Annotated in this window: 10 protein-coding genes and 1 pseudogene; 6 read left to right on the forward strand and 5 right to left on the reverse strand. The window is 37.2% G+C overall.

The genetic code is table 11. The features are described 5' to 3' along the window. Positions 1-58: 58 nt before the first annotated feature. The 5 genes from EI164_RS00220 to EI164_RS00240 all read left to right on the forward strand — a co-directional run bounded on the left by EI164_RS00220 (position 59) and on the right by EI164_RS00240 (position 6282). Entirely contained in the window at positions 59-1243 is a 1185-nt protein-coding gene (locus tag EI164_RS00220) for a site-specific integrase (protein WP_192518003.1), read from the forward strand. Continuing rightward, on the forward strand, positions 1236-3197 hold the full coding sequence (locus EI164_RS00225) for a hypothetical protein (protein WP_192518004.1): 1962 nt from the start codon (positions 1236-1238) through the stop codon (positions 3195-3197). The genes EI164_RS00220 and EI164_RS00225 overlap by 8 nt, the downstream gene beginning before the upstream one ends. Continuing rightward, on the forward strand, positions 3194-5239 hold the full coding sequence (locus EI164_RS00230; RefSeq protein WP_192518005.1) for a hypothetical protein: 2046 nt from the start codon (positions 3194-3196) through the stop codon (positions 5237-5239). Before EI164_RS00225 ends, EI164_RS00230 begins: the two co-directional genes overlap by 4 nt. An 11-nt stretch (positions 5240-5250) precedes the next feature. Next, positions 5251-5670: a hypothetical protein gene (locus EI164_RS00235; RefSeq protein WP_192518006.1), complete on the forward strand. Its 420-nt coding sequence runs from the start codon at positions 5251-5253 to the stop codon at positions 5668-5670. A 102-nt stretch (positions 5671-5772) separates the two neighbouring features. Beyond that, a complete protein-coding gene (locus EI164_RS00240) occupies positions 5773-6282 on the forward strand; it encodes an elongation factor P hydroxylase (RefSeq protein ID WP_192518007.1) in 510 nt (169 codons plus the stop codon). Between the two features lie 369 nt (positions 6283-6651). Here EI164_RS00240 and EI164_RS00245 read toward each other — a convergent pair whose 3' ends face one another. The 5 genes from EI164_RS00245 to EI164_RS00265 form a co-directional block, all read right to left on the reverse strand. Next, positions 6652-8373 (reverse strand): ATP-dependent nuclease, encoded by a 1722-nt coding sequence (locus EI164_RS00245; protein ID WP_192518008.1) that lies wholly within the window; start codon positions 8371-8373, stop codon positions 6652-6654. A 225-nt stretch (positions 8374-8598) separates the two neighbouring features. Next, positions 8599-11781: a type I restriction endonuclease subunit R gene (locus tag EI164_RS00250; RefSeq protein WP_192518009.1), complete on the reverse strand. Its 3183-nt coding sequence runs from the start codon at positions 11779-11781 to the stop codon at positions 8599-8601. 77 nt (positions 11782-11858) lie between these two features. Then, positions 11859-12707 carry a hypothetical protein gene (locus EI164_RS00255; protein WP_192518010.1) on the reverse strand — a complete coding sequence of 283 codons (849 nt, stop codon included), beginning with the start codon at positions 12705-12707 and terminating at the stop codon, positions 11859-11861. A 52-nt stretch (positions 12708-12759) separates the two neighbouring features. Continuing rightward, positions 12760-14133: a restriction endonuclease subunit S gene (locus tag EI164_RS00260; RefSeq protein WP_192518011.1), complete on the reverse strand. Its 1374-nt coding sequence runs from the start codon at positions 14131-14133 to the stop codon at positions 12760-12762. Next, entirely contained in the window at positions 14123-15712 is a 1590-nt protein-coding gene (locus EI164_RS00265) for a type I restriction-modification system subunit M (protein WP_192518012.1), read from the reverse strand. Before EI164_RS00265 ends, EI164_RS00260 begins: the two co-directional genes overlap by 11 nt. 343 nt (positions 15713-16055) lie before the next feature. Here EI164_RS00265 and EI164_RS00270 point away from each other — a divergent pair. Further along, positions 16056-16421, forward strand: a pseudogene (locus EI164_RS00270) (elongation factor P hydroxylase); the annotation flags it as partial. Positions 16422-16812 lie beyond the last annotated feature (391 nt).

A 16812-nucleotide genomic window follows, 5' to 3' on the forward strand; every position in this document is an offset into this window, starting at 1 on the left:
TTGGAAAGTAGGTAATCTATATCTATTGGGTCAACTGGACACCCCCACTCTTTCAAACATGAAGACATTATCTGCAAGAGCTATTCATTTAAAATACTTTCTTCAGTATTTAGAACATACTAACCAACATTTTTTAGACTTACCTACCCAGTATCAGCAAAGAGTTCCACGCAAGTTTAGAGCTTTTCTACAGATTGTAATAGAGCAGCATGGCTTTAATGCTGAGTACATTAATAACATTCTGTCGTCTATTGCTAATTTCTATAATTATATACAGTATCAAGCTCTTGTATCTCCATCTGATATAGAAAATAAGCCTTTCAGAGAAAGGAAGGTTTCCATACCTATTTATAATAATGTAGGACTATCTAGAAATATTAGTGTTATTACGAACGATCTTAAGTTAAAAAGCAGTAGGAAACCAATCCCATCACTAGGAAAACTAAGGGACGGCGGTAGTCTGCGTCCCTTAAGCTTTGAAGAGCAAATTATAGTTTCTAATGCATTTGATGAAAGCTATGCCTCAATAGAACTAGAGCTAATGATGCTAGTTGCTCTTAAAACAGGGGCTAGGCAACAAAGTGTCTGCACTCTGTCAATAGGCTGTATCAAAAGTGCTTTGAGTTTTTTGGAAAGCAACTCTAATTTGGAACAAGCTGTAATAAATACAGGATATAAATATAAATCTGACTCAAAAGGCGGAAGGATAAATCGTTTGATATTTCCGAAAAATTTGATTCATCGCTTATTAACATATATTGAGTGCGAGCGAGCCGAATATAGGAGGAGAAAGTTAAATAGTTTTTATGGTGATACTGAAGATAATTATGTGTTCTTAACTAGAGACGGTAACCCTTATCTGACTGCTGAAAGAGAACTTGCAGATCGCAATAACTCTAAGTCAATTTGGAATACCAAAGCGCCAGTTATGGCCCCAAAGAATGGACAATCCTTAAGAAATGAACTTACAAGATTCATTGAAAAGATACAAAAAACTGAACCGGATTTTCAAAAATTCTCTTTTCACGACTTGCGTGCAACATATGGAATGAATATTGTCAGAAACCTTAGAGATAAAGACTACCCTGATTCTAAAATATTTGATCATGTGAGACAAAGACTAAATCATAGACAATTAAGCACTACGGAATCTTACCTTAAATTTGACTCTGAAATTAACGAATTTATGGATATTCAAGAAACCTTTGGAATAACTTTTGATAAGGATACAGGACATGTCTAATAAATTCTGTAGTAGACCACTTATTGAACTAAATAATGAAGTAATGTCGAAAATCCCTTATCCTCAATATTCAGTTGTTGTGGGCTTAATTGCTGATGGAACAACGTTTAAAATAGATATCGGTAGAATATGCTATACCAGTAGAAAAAAAGATTCTGGCAGTTCACTGCATAATTCTAAGCGTTATACGTCTAGTTTAGTTGATAAATCAACATTATCTATGGAACGTATCAAATGGCTAAGAAAATATTTGTTAAATCTTTTTGAGAAGGGTTTGAGAAGTGAAACAGTACGCGGCATACTCTACACGCTGAGGTATTTTATAAATTTTTGTGATTTCAAAGGGTCTAAACCTCTTACCCTTAATGACTTAATATCAAACTATAAATATTATCAAGTACATTTGTATCAGAAGAGTCGCTTAAGTGGTAAAAAAGGTGCAAGCTCTAGTACTCTCTACCATAAATTAAGTACTGCCAGAGATTTTATACAAATCGCTTTCAATTTATCAAATTCAGATATAACGAGACTAATTCCAAAACACCGTTATACAGGTTCTGTCAAAAAGGAAAGACAGTCCTCCCAAAAAGATTTTAAAAAATACATACAGACGTGTATCACGTATTTTAATGAATTTTCTGATGCTCTACTAAATAAGAGATATCCTATACCCATTACCACTCCAAATTCAACCAATAAGAATCTATACTGGGACTCAGGAAACTCTCAGGGAATCAAGTACTTACCCAACTGTTTTGACCATAATGGAGTACCTTTACCTTTCGATCAAGTTAAATATGATTTATCACGTTATTTCATTAATGAAGAATCTCAAAAATCATACTATAAAAAAACCTTCATAGATCATAGAAATGAGTGGATAAATGAAGAATTAAGTTCTAAAAAAGTTTACGCCTACAATCTATGCACAGCTTGCTTTTATCACATATATCTTGCTTTTACAGCTGCTAATATTCAACCTACACTTGATTTAAAAATATCTGATTTAGATATAGACAGTCTAGGTCTAAAGACTTTTGCTAAAAAACATAAATATCGATCTGGTAGAGATGTTGAATTTTCTGCTCCTACTCAGCTTAAACGTTACCTTATTAAATATTTAAGACTTAGAGATTGGGTGGATAACCTTGGTCTTGAAACAGAACATAATGAATACTTATTTCTAAGGATAGGAGAGAATTATCAACCAAAGCGTTTTGCACGTGATTGCACGAAATCAATTACTGGGAAATCTATTCTTTTTAAAGATGTAAACATAGTATCTTCTAAGGATATTAGGAATTTGTGCGCTGAATATTTTGTTAAACACTCTAGAGGAAATTTATCACTAGTAGCGAGAAAACTAAATAACTCTTTAGCCACAGTAGCCATAGCATATACTGCAATCGACATAGTGTCTCAATCGATTGAAATGAACCAGTATCATGAGAAAATAAGTTCCAAAATACTTACATCTAATCGAATTAATAAGCAATCTATACCCGTGAAACTTTCGACTCACTACGATAGTGAGAGGATACCCGCTGGATCTTGTTCTAACATATCAAACAAAGAACCTTTAAAAGCGGAAGGATTCAATAGCAAAGCTCCTAATCCTTCATGTGCAACTTTTGAGAGCTGTCTATTCTGTGAGTTTTTTTCAGTGCATCTGGATTTTGAAGACATACATAAATTGTTAAGTCTTAAAGAAGCTTTACTTAAATCGTCTTTAATTCGTAATGATCCTGAACATCATGTTATCGTTATAAAACCATCATTAGACAGAATTGATGAAATCATTAATTATCTAAAAAACGAAAATGATAATATAACTGACCTAATCGATGAGGCAAATCATCAAATAAATATGAATATCTACAATAAGTATTGGAGCAAACATATAAATTTTCTGATAAAAGCTTTAAAGTCTAACCAAATGTCGATAAAGCTATGAATAAAATACACATGCGTGAATCAGTTGTTAAAGAAATCCAACCTATAGCCAAAGCACTCATCAGCAATCCTTCAAAAGATTTAGTTGTAACTCTTTCAAAAGAAGGAAGGCCTTTATCTGTATTTTCTGATGACACTTGGGATTGCAGCGCTACTAGCAATACTCTGAAAACATTAAATTTTCGATCTAAAATTCAAAAACTCTCTCCAGTTAGCAAGGTTAAAGATGATGACTTTAATTTAGCAGTTAGGTTTCTAAAAGTATTTTCCTTGAATTGGATTTGTGAAGTCAATGGATGCTCCATGTCAAAACTTAATAGTGACTTGGATGCTTTATCGTTTTTGGTTAGTTACTGTTTAAATAGTAACATTGCTCTGAATAAAATATTTACCGACCCTAAAGCTATTGATTTTGTTATTGAAAACAACTCATCAGAAAAGCAAATAGGTTTGAGATTAGGAAAAATTCAAAGGGTTGTTGACACAATGCTTTCCTTAATTAACAACGGGTTTTGGTCAGAACTAAGCCCTTCTGCTAGTTTTATGAAAAAACTAATAAAGACTAGAAAAACATTTCCTGAAACTACACCAAGTATTCAAACTTTAATTATTCCTTCTAGTATTTATCAAGCCCTTCTAAAAGATGCCATTGAAGATTTGAGCCTATTCGTTGAATATATACATGAAATAGAATATGTTTTTTCTGCCCGCAGTAAAGTAAGAGACGAGGTACTAAATAATACACTTAATATAGATGAAACTACTTCTTCAAGAAAGCTCACTCAATCGGAAAAGCTATCAATAACCTATAAGTGGAATCAATTTGTAAAATCAGACGTAGACACAACTCTTATACTAGGAGCCCTAGCAAGTTTAGGGCTCATTCAGGAGGCTAATTGGGGTGGTTTAGTAAAGTCTTTAGCTTATATACAGATAAAGAGCGCTATTATTATAGCTGCATTCACAGGTATGCGTAAAAATGAAATTTTAGCCATACCTTTTAACGGGTTAAGCTATATACATACTAATGAAGGTAACTTACCTGTTATCTGGTCAACCACAACTAAGCTTGAAAGTAATGGAGTTCCAAGATTTACTAAATGGGCTACAGGTTCAATAGTAGAAAATGCTTTCAAAGCCAGTAAATTTATTACTAAAGGAGTTTTATGTTGGTCAGATAGTCGAAGTAAAACAGAACTAGATGAAAGCAAATTACCGTTATTTATTTCAATTGAGCAGGGTAAATCTGGAAAACAACATCCTTATTTTGAATATACCACGCCAACATTCGGTGGCCATTTATTCAAAGAAATTTTGATTAAACAAGAGCTTCTAGTTTCAGAACAAGATATAGCAGAACTTAGTTGGTTTTTATATGGTGACCAAATATCTGATAAAGTTAAATTAGGTCAACCTTGGCCATTAGCTTTTCATCAATTTAGACGTTCTCTAGCTGTTTACGCAGCTTCAAGCGGTTATGTTTCATATCCAACTCTGAAGTCACAACTGAAGCATATCAGCATGGTAATGACAGTCTACTATTCGAACTCGAACTCCAGAGCTATAAATATTCTAGGCGATGGAGCAGAAGTAAAAGCCATGAAAAAAGAATGGCAGGACGCCCAATCAAGAACAGAGTCAGACGACTTATATAAAGTATTAAAAAGGGAAGTAATACTTACAGGAGCTGCTGGAAAAGGCTTACAGTCTAAAAAATCAGATAATAAACTCCCTAAATTTTTAGGAAGTAGAAAAGAAACTAAGAAAGCTATAAAAAATGGCAAAATACGTTACCGCTCAACTCTGGTAGGAGGATGTATGTCCATTACGCCTTGCGATAAAGGTGCTGGCATCTTAGCATCGGCTTGTATAAGCTGTGAAAATGCAGTATTTTTGCCAGAGTCCCAAAGTAGCTTATTGCAAACTAAGGAATTCTATGAGTCTCAGATTAGCTTAGAGATTCCAAAACGTGTGCGTCATGAGTACGAAACGAGTATAAAAAAGATTGACAGTTTTCTTTCAGTACTAATATCAAATACTTAGGAATGAACGATATGCAAATTAGCAAAGCTGAACAAGCTTATTGGAAAGCCTTAGAGCGTTTGAAAAATAATACAGCCAAGGTTGTTGATACTAAGTCTTCACGATTCAAATTCACTAAGGATTCTGTAGGTAGAGAGGCTGGTAAAGGAAAAGGATATGTTCGTAATGAAAGATATCCAGAACTATGCCAAGCAATAAAAGATGCAGAAGAAAATCGTGGAAAACTTGCTCAAAAAACACCTAACGATACTGCTAAGCTAAAATACGAAAAAGAGCTTAAATTAAAAGCGAGGTTGAAGTATGACACACTTAAAAAAGAATACGATCTTCTGATGCAGGATTATCTTAATATTTTAAGACAAAATTTTGAGCTTCAATCAGAACTAGCAGACTCTTCTAATACTATATTAGTTAAAGGATCTGACAATTAGTTTAACCTTACCCTCACTCAACTGAGATATATTTTAGCGATATAGCTTACTATAACGTTATTTGGCATAATACAGTAATTGAGATATTTTATAAGAATTTTTATGAATGACAATGATTTATGCACCAACCTAATCAATATATTCGAAAATTTACTACCCATGTTGAGTATAACTGGCGGTGCGGATGAGCCTTATTATCAAGCTCCCAAAGAGAATGAAAAAGCAAAAATATTCTTTAAAGAGAACTATCCAAGAAGTCTATTACATGAGATGGCGCATTATTGCTTGGCTGGACAAAGGCGTCGAGAACTAGATGATTACGATTATTGGTATTCTCCATGTGGTAGAAATGCTGATGAACAATCACTTTTCGAGAAAGTTGAAGCTAGACCACAAGGCTTAGAAAAAGCTATGTGCGAAGCTATAGGTATTAAATTCTCACCGAGTTTAGATGATTTTTCTGGAAACCCTCCATCCGATGAGTTTTTATACAACTTAAATTGTGCCTACAAGGAAATGCTAACAAACCCTCCGCCTATAGCTAGAAAAGTTTTGTTAGCCTTACAAAATATTAATGCTATAGATTCTGCTTATAAAAGTGAAACAATATAGAATAACTTTGATTAGAGCGTATTGAACATTCGACCATGGCACTGACAGAGGCTGATTTATAGGCGATTCGACGTTAAAAATAGCAAGTTTAGTCATTCTAAGCATCTTTTTTTAACAATGAGGTGTCAAAAAGGAGTCCTGTCTCTGCGAGCTGATACTAAAATTGTCCCATACTACGTTATAGACCTAGTTAAGGCATTAGCATTACCGTCGGTTTATGCCTTGTTTGGAACGATTTTAGTAATCAGCAGTACCTACTTGTGAATGTTCGAGAGTTTCCTAAAAACTGTGTAACTGCTTATAATCCACTAACCGGAGAATAAGCAATGACTAACCAATCTGACATCAAGAAACTGGCCGAGCAAATGGCTAGCAGCGTTTTGATATTTCTAGAATTTCTTTTTTTATTTTCTGAAACGAATGTGGAAGATTGCGATTACTCATAAGATTCAACACATGCATAATATTAGCAATCTTTTTAACCGCTGTTTTTCTTTGCGTTAGAAGAAAATTTCTATTGCTATCTTCTGGTCTAAGATTTAACTTGATTGACATTTCTTTAACTGCTTTGTTTGAACTCAGTAAATCCATTTCTAAACAATACTTCATACAAATTATATTGTGCTCAAGTAACAAGTCCATAGCCCGACTATGATTCGTTTTAAGACTATTTAAAATCAACCCTCTACGTCCCTCATCCTTAATAAAAGTAGTTAATAGGGTATCTGTTTTATATTGGTACTTATATTTAGGAAGTCCATCTCCATTTCTACTTAAATTTAACTCATCATTTAAATACGGAAGGAAATAATCTTTATCTAATATTATTAAGTAAGGTATACCTAAGTCCTTAACAATATGATATGGATAAGGTAAGTTTCCAACTCCGCCTATATCTACAACACTAATTCCATACAAATCTAAATCTAAACCCTCCCTTTCAGCTAGATGCTTAATAACCTCAGCATCATTTTTACTTTCTACAAATATTACATAGTTCGCGAAAAAAAAGTCACTATTACGATAATCGTGAAATTGATAGTATCCAAACTCCTCTAAATTATGGTCAGAGAAAAAGGAATCCTTAGTTTTAGTAATAATGGATTTAAAGCCTCGACTTCTATCAGGCTCTTTCCTAACTAAAGATATGTTTTTATGCTCTATATTATCAATGATGACGGTAGAATGAGTTGTGACTATAACCTGAGAAATATCATCGTTTTCAGAAGATGACTTTATAGATTTTATTAACTCTTTCTGTGCTTGAGGGTGTAGGTTAATCTCAGGTTCTTCAAGACCTAGCACTATATTTTGATTTCTAATTTTTGCCAAAACCCTATGAAAAGCTATTATTGTCAAGCTCTGTAAGCCAGTCCCACAATCATTAAGGTTATGCTCAATCCCTTCCTCTTTAATGTGCATTTGAATTTCACTTAAAAATGATAAAAAATTTGCTTGCTTATCAAAACTAAGAGAAAAATTAAATTTATGTCTCAATGAATAACAGCTCTCAATGTCTTTAGATATTCTCGCTAGAGCACTATCCTCTAAGAATTGAGCTGCTTTTCTAAATTTAGGTGTTAGCGTATCTCTTCGACTTGTTTCTTGATTAAGATACTCTTCTATCAACTCCTTTATTAGAGATTTTTCTTGCCACTTTAGCTGATCAGGGCTTCTATTTGGAGGGATATAAACAAATGATACGTATTTGTTTATAATATTTATTAGTTCTTGAGGAGTACTTACAAACCTACCATTTGATTTATACTTGAAGGAAACATTCCTTTTTGAATGTTTATAAATTAGTTGAGCTTCAATAATGTCATTAGTTGCGAATTGTTGTATATCTGCGTTTACTGGTATATTAGTAAACCTAACTGTTATTTTTGCTTGTGAGTTTATTGTATAGTTATGCTTACCCTCAAAAAAACTCTGTTTTTCATCTTCTGGATTAAAAAAAGCATTCAATGCTCTAATTAGAGCAGACTTTCCGCTATTATTTTGTCCTACTATTGCATTAACCGTATCCAGTGTTATTTGACACTTCTCAATTGATCTAAATTTATTTATCTCTATATATTCTATTCTCAAAATCACCTCCTAAATTTACTATGGTTTACATCAAAAAAGCTATAGGGAGCTGTTGAAATATGGACCATATTTTTAGAGACATTAACTATCCTGAACTTCCAAACATTAAATTCTAGATCTGTAACACTATTGGATCTCAACTAAATAACCTCAATCCATTAAGAGCACTTTTTTGTGGGTAGTTAGCCATAGCAATCTATCACTTAATTATTAACAGCCTACCTCTCAAACCACCCTATGCTTCTTAAAATTCTCAGCCTGCTCGAATATCTCTTTATAGACCTCTTTAGAGTCAACTGGCGGATAACCCCATTCATCGAGCAATATCATCAAGTCGAACTGTAGCTCCGCTTTGATATCATCGCGCTTGTTCCAGTCGGTGTATTGAGCTTTATCATCGATAAGCTTTTTCACCTCTTTGGACAGCTCAATCAGCTTGTCTTCCGGATAAGTAAAATCATACTTATGTGCCAGTGAAAGCAGAATGTCGTAAAACGCTTTTTCTTCAAAGTCGATACCCATCTCACCAAACGAGGCCATCTCATCGCGTAGCTCGTGATACAGCTTGATGATCTCATCAGAGAAGTCGCCAATGACTTCGGCCCGCAGCACATCTTGCTCATCACGGTCGTTATACTTCTCAACGAGCGCATTCATTTTCTTACTGAAATCTACGCCTTTGACCTTGTTGGTCTTTTTAAGCTCACCAATTGCTTTTGCAAGTAGCTGTTGTAGCAGCTCTAACTTGGTATTGGGCTGTTTAATCACCTCAAGCTTGGCTAGATAGTCTTCATCAAAGATATCAATCTCACCGTCGGTGTTATCACCGAGCTTAAAGATCTCTTCTACCCCATCACTCCGTAGCGCGTCTTTCACCAGATCACGTACCTTTTGGTTCATCTGCTCAACGTCAGGCGCGCCGCCAGTGGTGATTTTAAAGATGATGGTACGAATGGCTAAGTAGTAATGAATCTTGTCCTTGTGCGCCTTTGTGAGCTCATTGCTACCCACGCAAATATCATAAGCAGACTTCAAACGCTTGGCTAAATCCATAAAGCGTTTTTCTAGCTTTTTAGATTGCAGTGCAAAGTCAGCCGCCGCATTTAAGCAGTTGAGCTGTTCTAGTGGCGTGCCGCTGAAATACAGGCTAGAGTCAAATTTATGATAGAACGAATCCAGCAGGTTTAAGTGGTCTTTGACTACCACGACAGACTGCTGAATGTCTTCCAAGTTTTGAATCTGACCGCCGGTGTAATGCGAGAGTGCCAGGTTCATCTGTTTTTTGATGCCGATGTAGTCAACCACCAAGCCACTTTCTTTGCCTTCAAACTTACGGTTGACTCGTGAGATGGTTTGAATCAGGCTATGCTTTTGCAAGGGTTTGTCAATATACATAGTATCTAAGAATGGTACGTCAAAGCCAGTGAGCCACATATCGACGACGATGGCGATCTTGAAGTTAGATTTGCCATTTTTAAATTGTTTATCTAGATCCTGACGGTGTGCTTTATTACCGAGATTGTCCCACATGCCTTTCTCATCGTCTTTGTTACGAGTCATGATCATTTTGACTCGCTCTATAGGCATCACCTCTTTCTGCTCTTTCTCCGATAAGGTTGAGCCTTCCTCGCACGCTCTTATCTCATCCCATTCAGGACGCAGGTCTATGATGTCTTTATATAACTGATAGGCAGCTTCACGGCTGCTACAGACAAACATAGCCTTGCCTTTTTGTGTAGTGCCCTCAGCGACTCGTGCTTCATAATGCTGAACAAAGTCTTCTGCTATAGCTCTAATGCGGTCAGGGTCACCAAGAATGGTGGACATACTGGCCATGGCTTTTTTACTTTTCTCGATCTGATATTCATTGGTGCCAGCGTCGGCGCTTTCTTGATAGTATTTTTCGACTTCATCAAGCTGTTTGCTATCGAGTAGCACTTTAGCGGCGCGACCTTCATAGACAATACGCACGGTGATCTCATCAAATACCGACTCAACCATGGTGTAGCTATCAACGACTGGACCAAATACATCGAGAGTGGCATCAATCGGTGTACCCGTGAAGCCGACGTAAGTGGCATTAGGCAGAGAATCATGCAAGTATTTAGCGAAGCCGTAGGTCTTTTTAACCCCATCTTCGGTAACGGTGATTTTTTGCTGGAGATTGATTTGGCTACGATGCGCTTCATCAGAGATACAGATGACGTTGGTACGCTCTGTCAGTAGAGCTAAGTCTTCGGTGAACTTATGAATGGTTGTTAGGAACACACCGCCACTCTTACGCCCTTTTAGCTCTTCTCTTAGCTCAGCACGACTCTCGACACTGATGATGTTCTCATCGCCGATATAGGTCTTGGCATTGGTAAAGGTTTTGGATAACTGATCATCCAAATCGGTGCGGTCAGTGATTAAGATAATGGTTGGACTACCAAGCGCCGCGTCTTTCATTAGCAGACGGGCTAAGAACAGCATGGTAAAGCTTTTACCACAGCCAGTCGCGCCAAAGTACGTACCACCTTTACCGTCACGTAAGCCATTATCGTCAATCAAGTTGCCATGACTGTCGATCAACTTCATGTGCTGCTTAATATTGTCGTATAGCTTGGTGGCAGCATAATACTGTGGATAGCGACAAACGATTTTTGCATCAAAGCTTGATTTGTCAGGTACGTAAATAAAATTACGGATAACATCGAGCAAACGCGTTTTATCAAATAAACCGCCCATCATGGTCAATAAGGAGTGGATACCGTCTTTCTCTAACTTCTCATCGCCCGTGACTTTGCGCCAAGAGTAGTAGAATTCATAAGGCGCAAAAAATGAGCCCATTTTTGAGTTGACCCCATCGCTAATCACACATAGGGCGTTGTATTTAAACAGCTCTGGAATATCGCGCTTATAACGGGTGGTCAGTTGGGTGTAGGCATCGAACATGGTGGCATCTTCACGAATGCTGCTCTTAAATTCAAACACCACCAGTGGTAAACCGTTGATATAGAGAATGCCATCAGGTATACGCAGCTCAAAGCCTTGTATCTCCATCTGATTGACGATGCGAAAGCGATTGTTATCGAGTGCTTCATAATCAATCAGCTGGATGTATAAATCTTTTTGAGTATAGTCTTCACGCTTGAGGGTGAAGCCATCAGCGATAAATTTCATGATGGCTTTGTTGGTGTCGTAAAGGTCAGAGGCAGGAAGGTATTCAAGCTTATGAATGATGGACTCAATCTCATACTCTGTAATCAAGTCATCTCTATAGCGGGTGGCTAGAAACTGTCGAAGATCAGACTTAATCAGCACATCATCAGGATTACGATCAAGTGCTTCACCAACCGTATGTGGATAGCCCTCAGCTGCTAGTAGTTCGATAATGGCCTGTTCAAGTCGGTCTTCAGTAAATTTCAATGGTAAGTCCTTTTTATTATTCTGTATTATCTTTCTCGATAACTAATACGCCAGTCCACGGCTAAACCAAAGCTAAATTATTCATAAGCCTTTTTCACCGGATTGAACTTCACAATCTTGCTGTAATTGACACTATTGATACGCTCATAGTCGTCAGTAGGTTTATCGCCTTTATAAGTCAATTTAATAGGATAATAAGTAGTGTTTTCAGGTATGACTTTAAAAGCAACATCATAGCTGTAGTACAGAGGTGAGTCTTCCTCGTAATTTCCGGCATTGTTTGAGCCAGCATCACCTAACGTATATATATTGATAAAGTCATTTTCAGGTAAGAACAATACATCCCACCAGCTATCCGTTGTCCCAGTAGAGGTATAACCATTCATAAATATACTGCCCATTAGGTTTTTCCCCAACGGCTGTAGGCCGTTCTGAATATCTTCGGCATAAAGTCCAACTCGCCCCCAGCTAGTAGAAAACTCCACATCGTTTGGTGTTTTACTTACCAATTGAAACTGGCCATTATTTAGCTTTTGAAAACTGTATAAATCAGCTGTTGCACCACAAACATGGCAAGAAACCAATGAACCATTATTGACTTGAACTTTTTCGATGATGGTCAAATAACGTGGCTCACCTACTACGTTTTTATAAGGCAATACTGGATGCATTAAAGCAACTGTTCTCTCTCCATCGCTATCAATACTGTCTAAACCAATATTTGGCATCGACTCAATATATTCATCATCAATAAACTCATAACCCATACGCCCACTATAAAACTCACGCATAACCTCTTTAAAGCTCAAGTCTTTGATTTTGACCTGAGCCATTTGACTGGCAGAGAAAGCAGGAGCGGCAGCCATTACAGGAGCCGCAGATAAAGCACCTAAACTAAACGCCAAACTAAGTAAAAGCTTCTTCATCTTAAACTCCATTAATGATTATATTTTTGGGATAAATGTTTACTGTCAAAAGCTATATAGCTTCATCCACAAGTGCCGCAGCGTCTGGAATTCTTAGCTCACCTGACATGAGCTTAGGTAAAAGGGTGTCGCGGAGTTTAGCGATAGTTTGGCTCTCAATTCTTGAACTTATTTGTTTATTCAAAATATCTTCAAAAACTGCAAATACATTATCATCAACTCTATTTTCAGGAATAACACATAACGCTTCTTTTAAGTGTCCTCGTTTAATATGCCCCATTGTTACAGCTTTATCCGTAGCTATCCTTTGAAACTCCGCTAAATGATATTTTGTATAGTTTAAATAAAACCATTTAGGATATTCTCCTGATGTTACTTTAAATAGATGCTGATTTAGTGCGGCTTTTCCACCACACCATACATCCACTAGTAATGATCCAGACCATGAGAAGATTACATCACCATTATCTATAATGTATTCAGGTTTAATATTAATAGATGCTTTCTCATCATGATTAGCCAACCCTTCTCTTAGCTGTGCAATCTTAACTACTGGTAAATAATCATCATCAATATTTTCAGGTCTATATTTTTGCAGTGCTAAACCATTTAAATAGTTAGCAACTTCATCTAAAGGCTTAACCTCCCACCCCTTCGGAATCCAACCCATTTCTTCTGTAAACTCAAATTCATCAGGGAATAAATTTTGCAATTCTTGATTCTCTTTTTTCTCAATGCTTTTACGTTGCTCAGCACGTTCAAAGAATTCATCAGGAATAGCATTACCAGCCGCCAGCGCGTTATCAATTACCGGATCAAAATCAACAAACCAGCTTTTAAACAACGCCTGCGCCATCGCTTCTAGAGTTTCGTTCATTTGGCGATTTAGCTCGATTTTATCGTCTAACGTACCGAGGATATGAGCGATAGTTTTTTGCTCGGTGACTGAAGGAACTTTTATTTCGACTCTTTTAATGTCACGAATGGGAAGTTGTGGTTGTGCGCTTCCTGATTGAAGAGCAATAACTTGATCTTCAAATAATTTAGAACGGAGAAATAAATACAAGTAGCGTGGTAATATCTTAGTATCGTCAGACCTTAATATAACCATGCCTGAATTAATACGGATGTGATCAAAAGGAATAGAGCTATCATAATAAGCAACATTTCCAACAGTGCCACGAGTTGTTAATACCACATCTTCCCTTTGAAGCTTTCCTTTTCTTAATAGCTGATCTCTTTCTGAGGAAACAAATTCTGTAGATGAGAATTTAAACCCATCTTTAGTCACATTTCCTGTGTTTAGAAAAAGACAATATCCAGACTCAGTGAATTCTGATTTTTTTGGATAATTCTTTCCTCTATCTCCATCTAGAATTTCAATTGAGGACTCTTCAAATGTAGTTGTCTTCCAATCACTCACCATAACCCAATACCTCCAAGTTCTGGCGAATAGTCGCATCTAGCTTTTCTGATGCTTGCATCTGTGCATATAGCGTTTGACTTAGCTCTAGCATTTTTGTCTCAAACGCAATACCGTCATCCTCAATCGCTGCTGCGCCTACATAACGCCCAGGAGTGAGCACATAATCATTGGCTTTGATATCCCCTAGGCTTGCCGATTTACAGTAGCCTGCTTCGTCTGCATACGCTTCATAACCGCCCGCTTCTTTCTCACCGCGCCATGCATGATAAGTCTTAGCAATCGCCTCGATATCATCCTTAGTGAGTTCTTTATTCGTGCGGCTAATCATGCTACCGATATCGCGTGCATCAATGAATAAAGTCTCACCGCTACGATTACGTAACCCCTTTGCTTTACTATCAGCTGAGGTGGCGGCTTTGTCTTTACTGATAAACCATAAGCACACTGGAATCTGCGTGGTATAAAACAGCTGACCTGGTAGCGCAATCATACAATCGACCAAATCGTTTTCGATAATCTGCTGGCGTATCTCACCCTCACCGCTGGTGGTGGTAGACATTGAGCCGTTTGCCAGTACGAAACCAGCAGTCCCATGCTCAGAGAGCTTGGATATCATGTGCAATATCCAAGCATAGTTGGCATTGCCTGTCGGCGGTGTCGGATAGCCTGCCCAACGTGGATCATCGACCAGCTCATCAGACGCACGCCAGTCCTTTTGGTTAAAAGGTGGGTTTGCCATGATGAAGTCAGCTTTGAGGTCTTCGTGCTGATCTTTAAAGAACGTATCGGCAGCCACATCGCCCAAGTTGCTAGAGATACCACGAATAGCAAGGTTCATCTTGGCGAGTTTATAGGTGGTGCTGGTGTACTCTTGCCCATAGATAGACACGTCTTTGGTATTACCGTGGTGACTCTCGATGAACTTAATAGACTGGACGAACATACCGCCTGAACCGCAGCAAGGATCATAGATCTTGCCTTGATACGGCTCAAGCATCTCTGCAATGAGATTGACCACTGACTTAGGCGTATAGAACTCACCACCGCCCTTGCCTTCAGTCGCGGCAAACTTACCCAGGAAATACTCATAGACGCGCCCGACGGTATCCTCTTCTGGATTACCGATAGTGTCGATGTTATTGACCACGTCGATCAAAGCGGCAAGCTTACTGGCAGTTAAGCCAAGACGAGAGAAATAGTTATCAGGCAATGCGCCTTTGAGAGATTGGTTGGTTTTCTCAATCGTGCTCAGCGCTGTGTCGATTTTAAGAGCGATGTCTTCTTGCTTAGCGTTCTGCTGAATAAAGCTCCAACGGCTCTCCTCCGGCAAATAGAAGACGTTATCTTTGGTATAAGCAGGCACCATGTCGATATGCTTTTCATAGCCAGTATCGATGAGCTTCTGTCTTTGCTGCTCAAAAGTGTCACTAATGAACTTTAAGAAAATCAGGCTAAGGACGATGTGCTTATACTCTGAGGATTCGACGCTACCTCGTAGCTTGTTGGCAGCATCCCAAAGGGCTTCTTCAAAATTGCCATTGTCTGTTTTATCTTTTTTGTTCGCAGGTGTTTTAGCCATGTTTCTTTATTCTCGATTAGTATTTTTATTAGTTTTGGAAGATAGATAGCTGCTTAACTCTTTAAGTTTGCTATTAAGCAAAGTATAAACTTTCGATATTTTATATTAGGCACACTAGACCAATCTTATTAACCTTCATCTTATCATAAGAGAACTAGAGCGCGGAGCTAGATAACTTTCTCTTCAGTATTAATATAAGTGACAATTATTTGACATAAAAAAATGTACATTAGCTAGCTTTTTAATGAGCTAATGTACATTTATTAGTGAAATTTTAGAATATTACACTTTTAGTGTATCCTTATATCTATCAAGGCCTTGCACATGTACATTAAAAATTATGAGTTTACTAGAGCTGAGTCATTGGTGTATCGCTGGTGAGTCTCGTAGACGATTGCCTGATTTTGGATACTGGTATGCACCCGATGGGCGATCAGCAGCACAACAGCAGGCTTTTGAGCGCGTAGAAATTAAACCCCAAGCATTAGAATGTCTCTTCACTTTAGCCTGTGGACGCTCCTTTCAAGTCTCACAAGATAACTTATTTGCAGATTTCGATACTAGTGCTAGTACTTTCGTAAGAGATGTTTATCAGCAGGTAAAAGAATATATCGCAAGACCTCATACTTTACCACGTGACGCAAAAACTTTATTATTCACTTTACTTAGTATTTCTACCATTAACCCCTCCGAACCAGTCGTCACATAACACTATTATTTTTTGCAACCTAGATAACTAATCATTTTGTACGAACAATAACGCCTCACCACTAAAATTATATATGCTTTACGTTATAATAAGATATATATGCAATCTAACCTATTTATAGTCATCCCATTATGAAAGTATTACAGCGTCTCGTTTGAAGTATTAGATATGCATCTACACTCGGCTGCCTTGTACTACTTTTAAATTGAATCAACTATAGTATTAGGGCCTGTTCTCAATTCAAGCGATAGCTTTCTAACTGGGCTAAAAATAGCAAAGTTCTACCAAAATTCGTCAAATAGCTGGTTAATATCTCGATATTATTTACACTATTTTCTCGTTTGATGGCAATTTATCTCATTGTTATCTGCAGTTTTGAACTGAGGACACA

Source organism: Psychrobacter sp. FME13 (assembly GCF_014861395.1).
Classification (GTDB): Bacteria; Pseudomonadota; Gammaproteobacteria; order Pseudomonadales; family Moraxellaceae; genus Psychrobacter.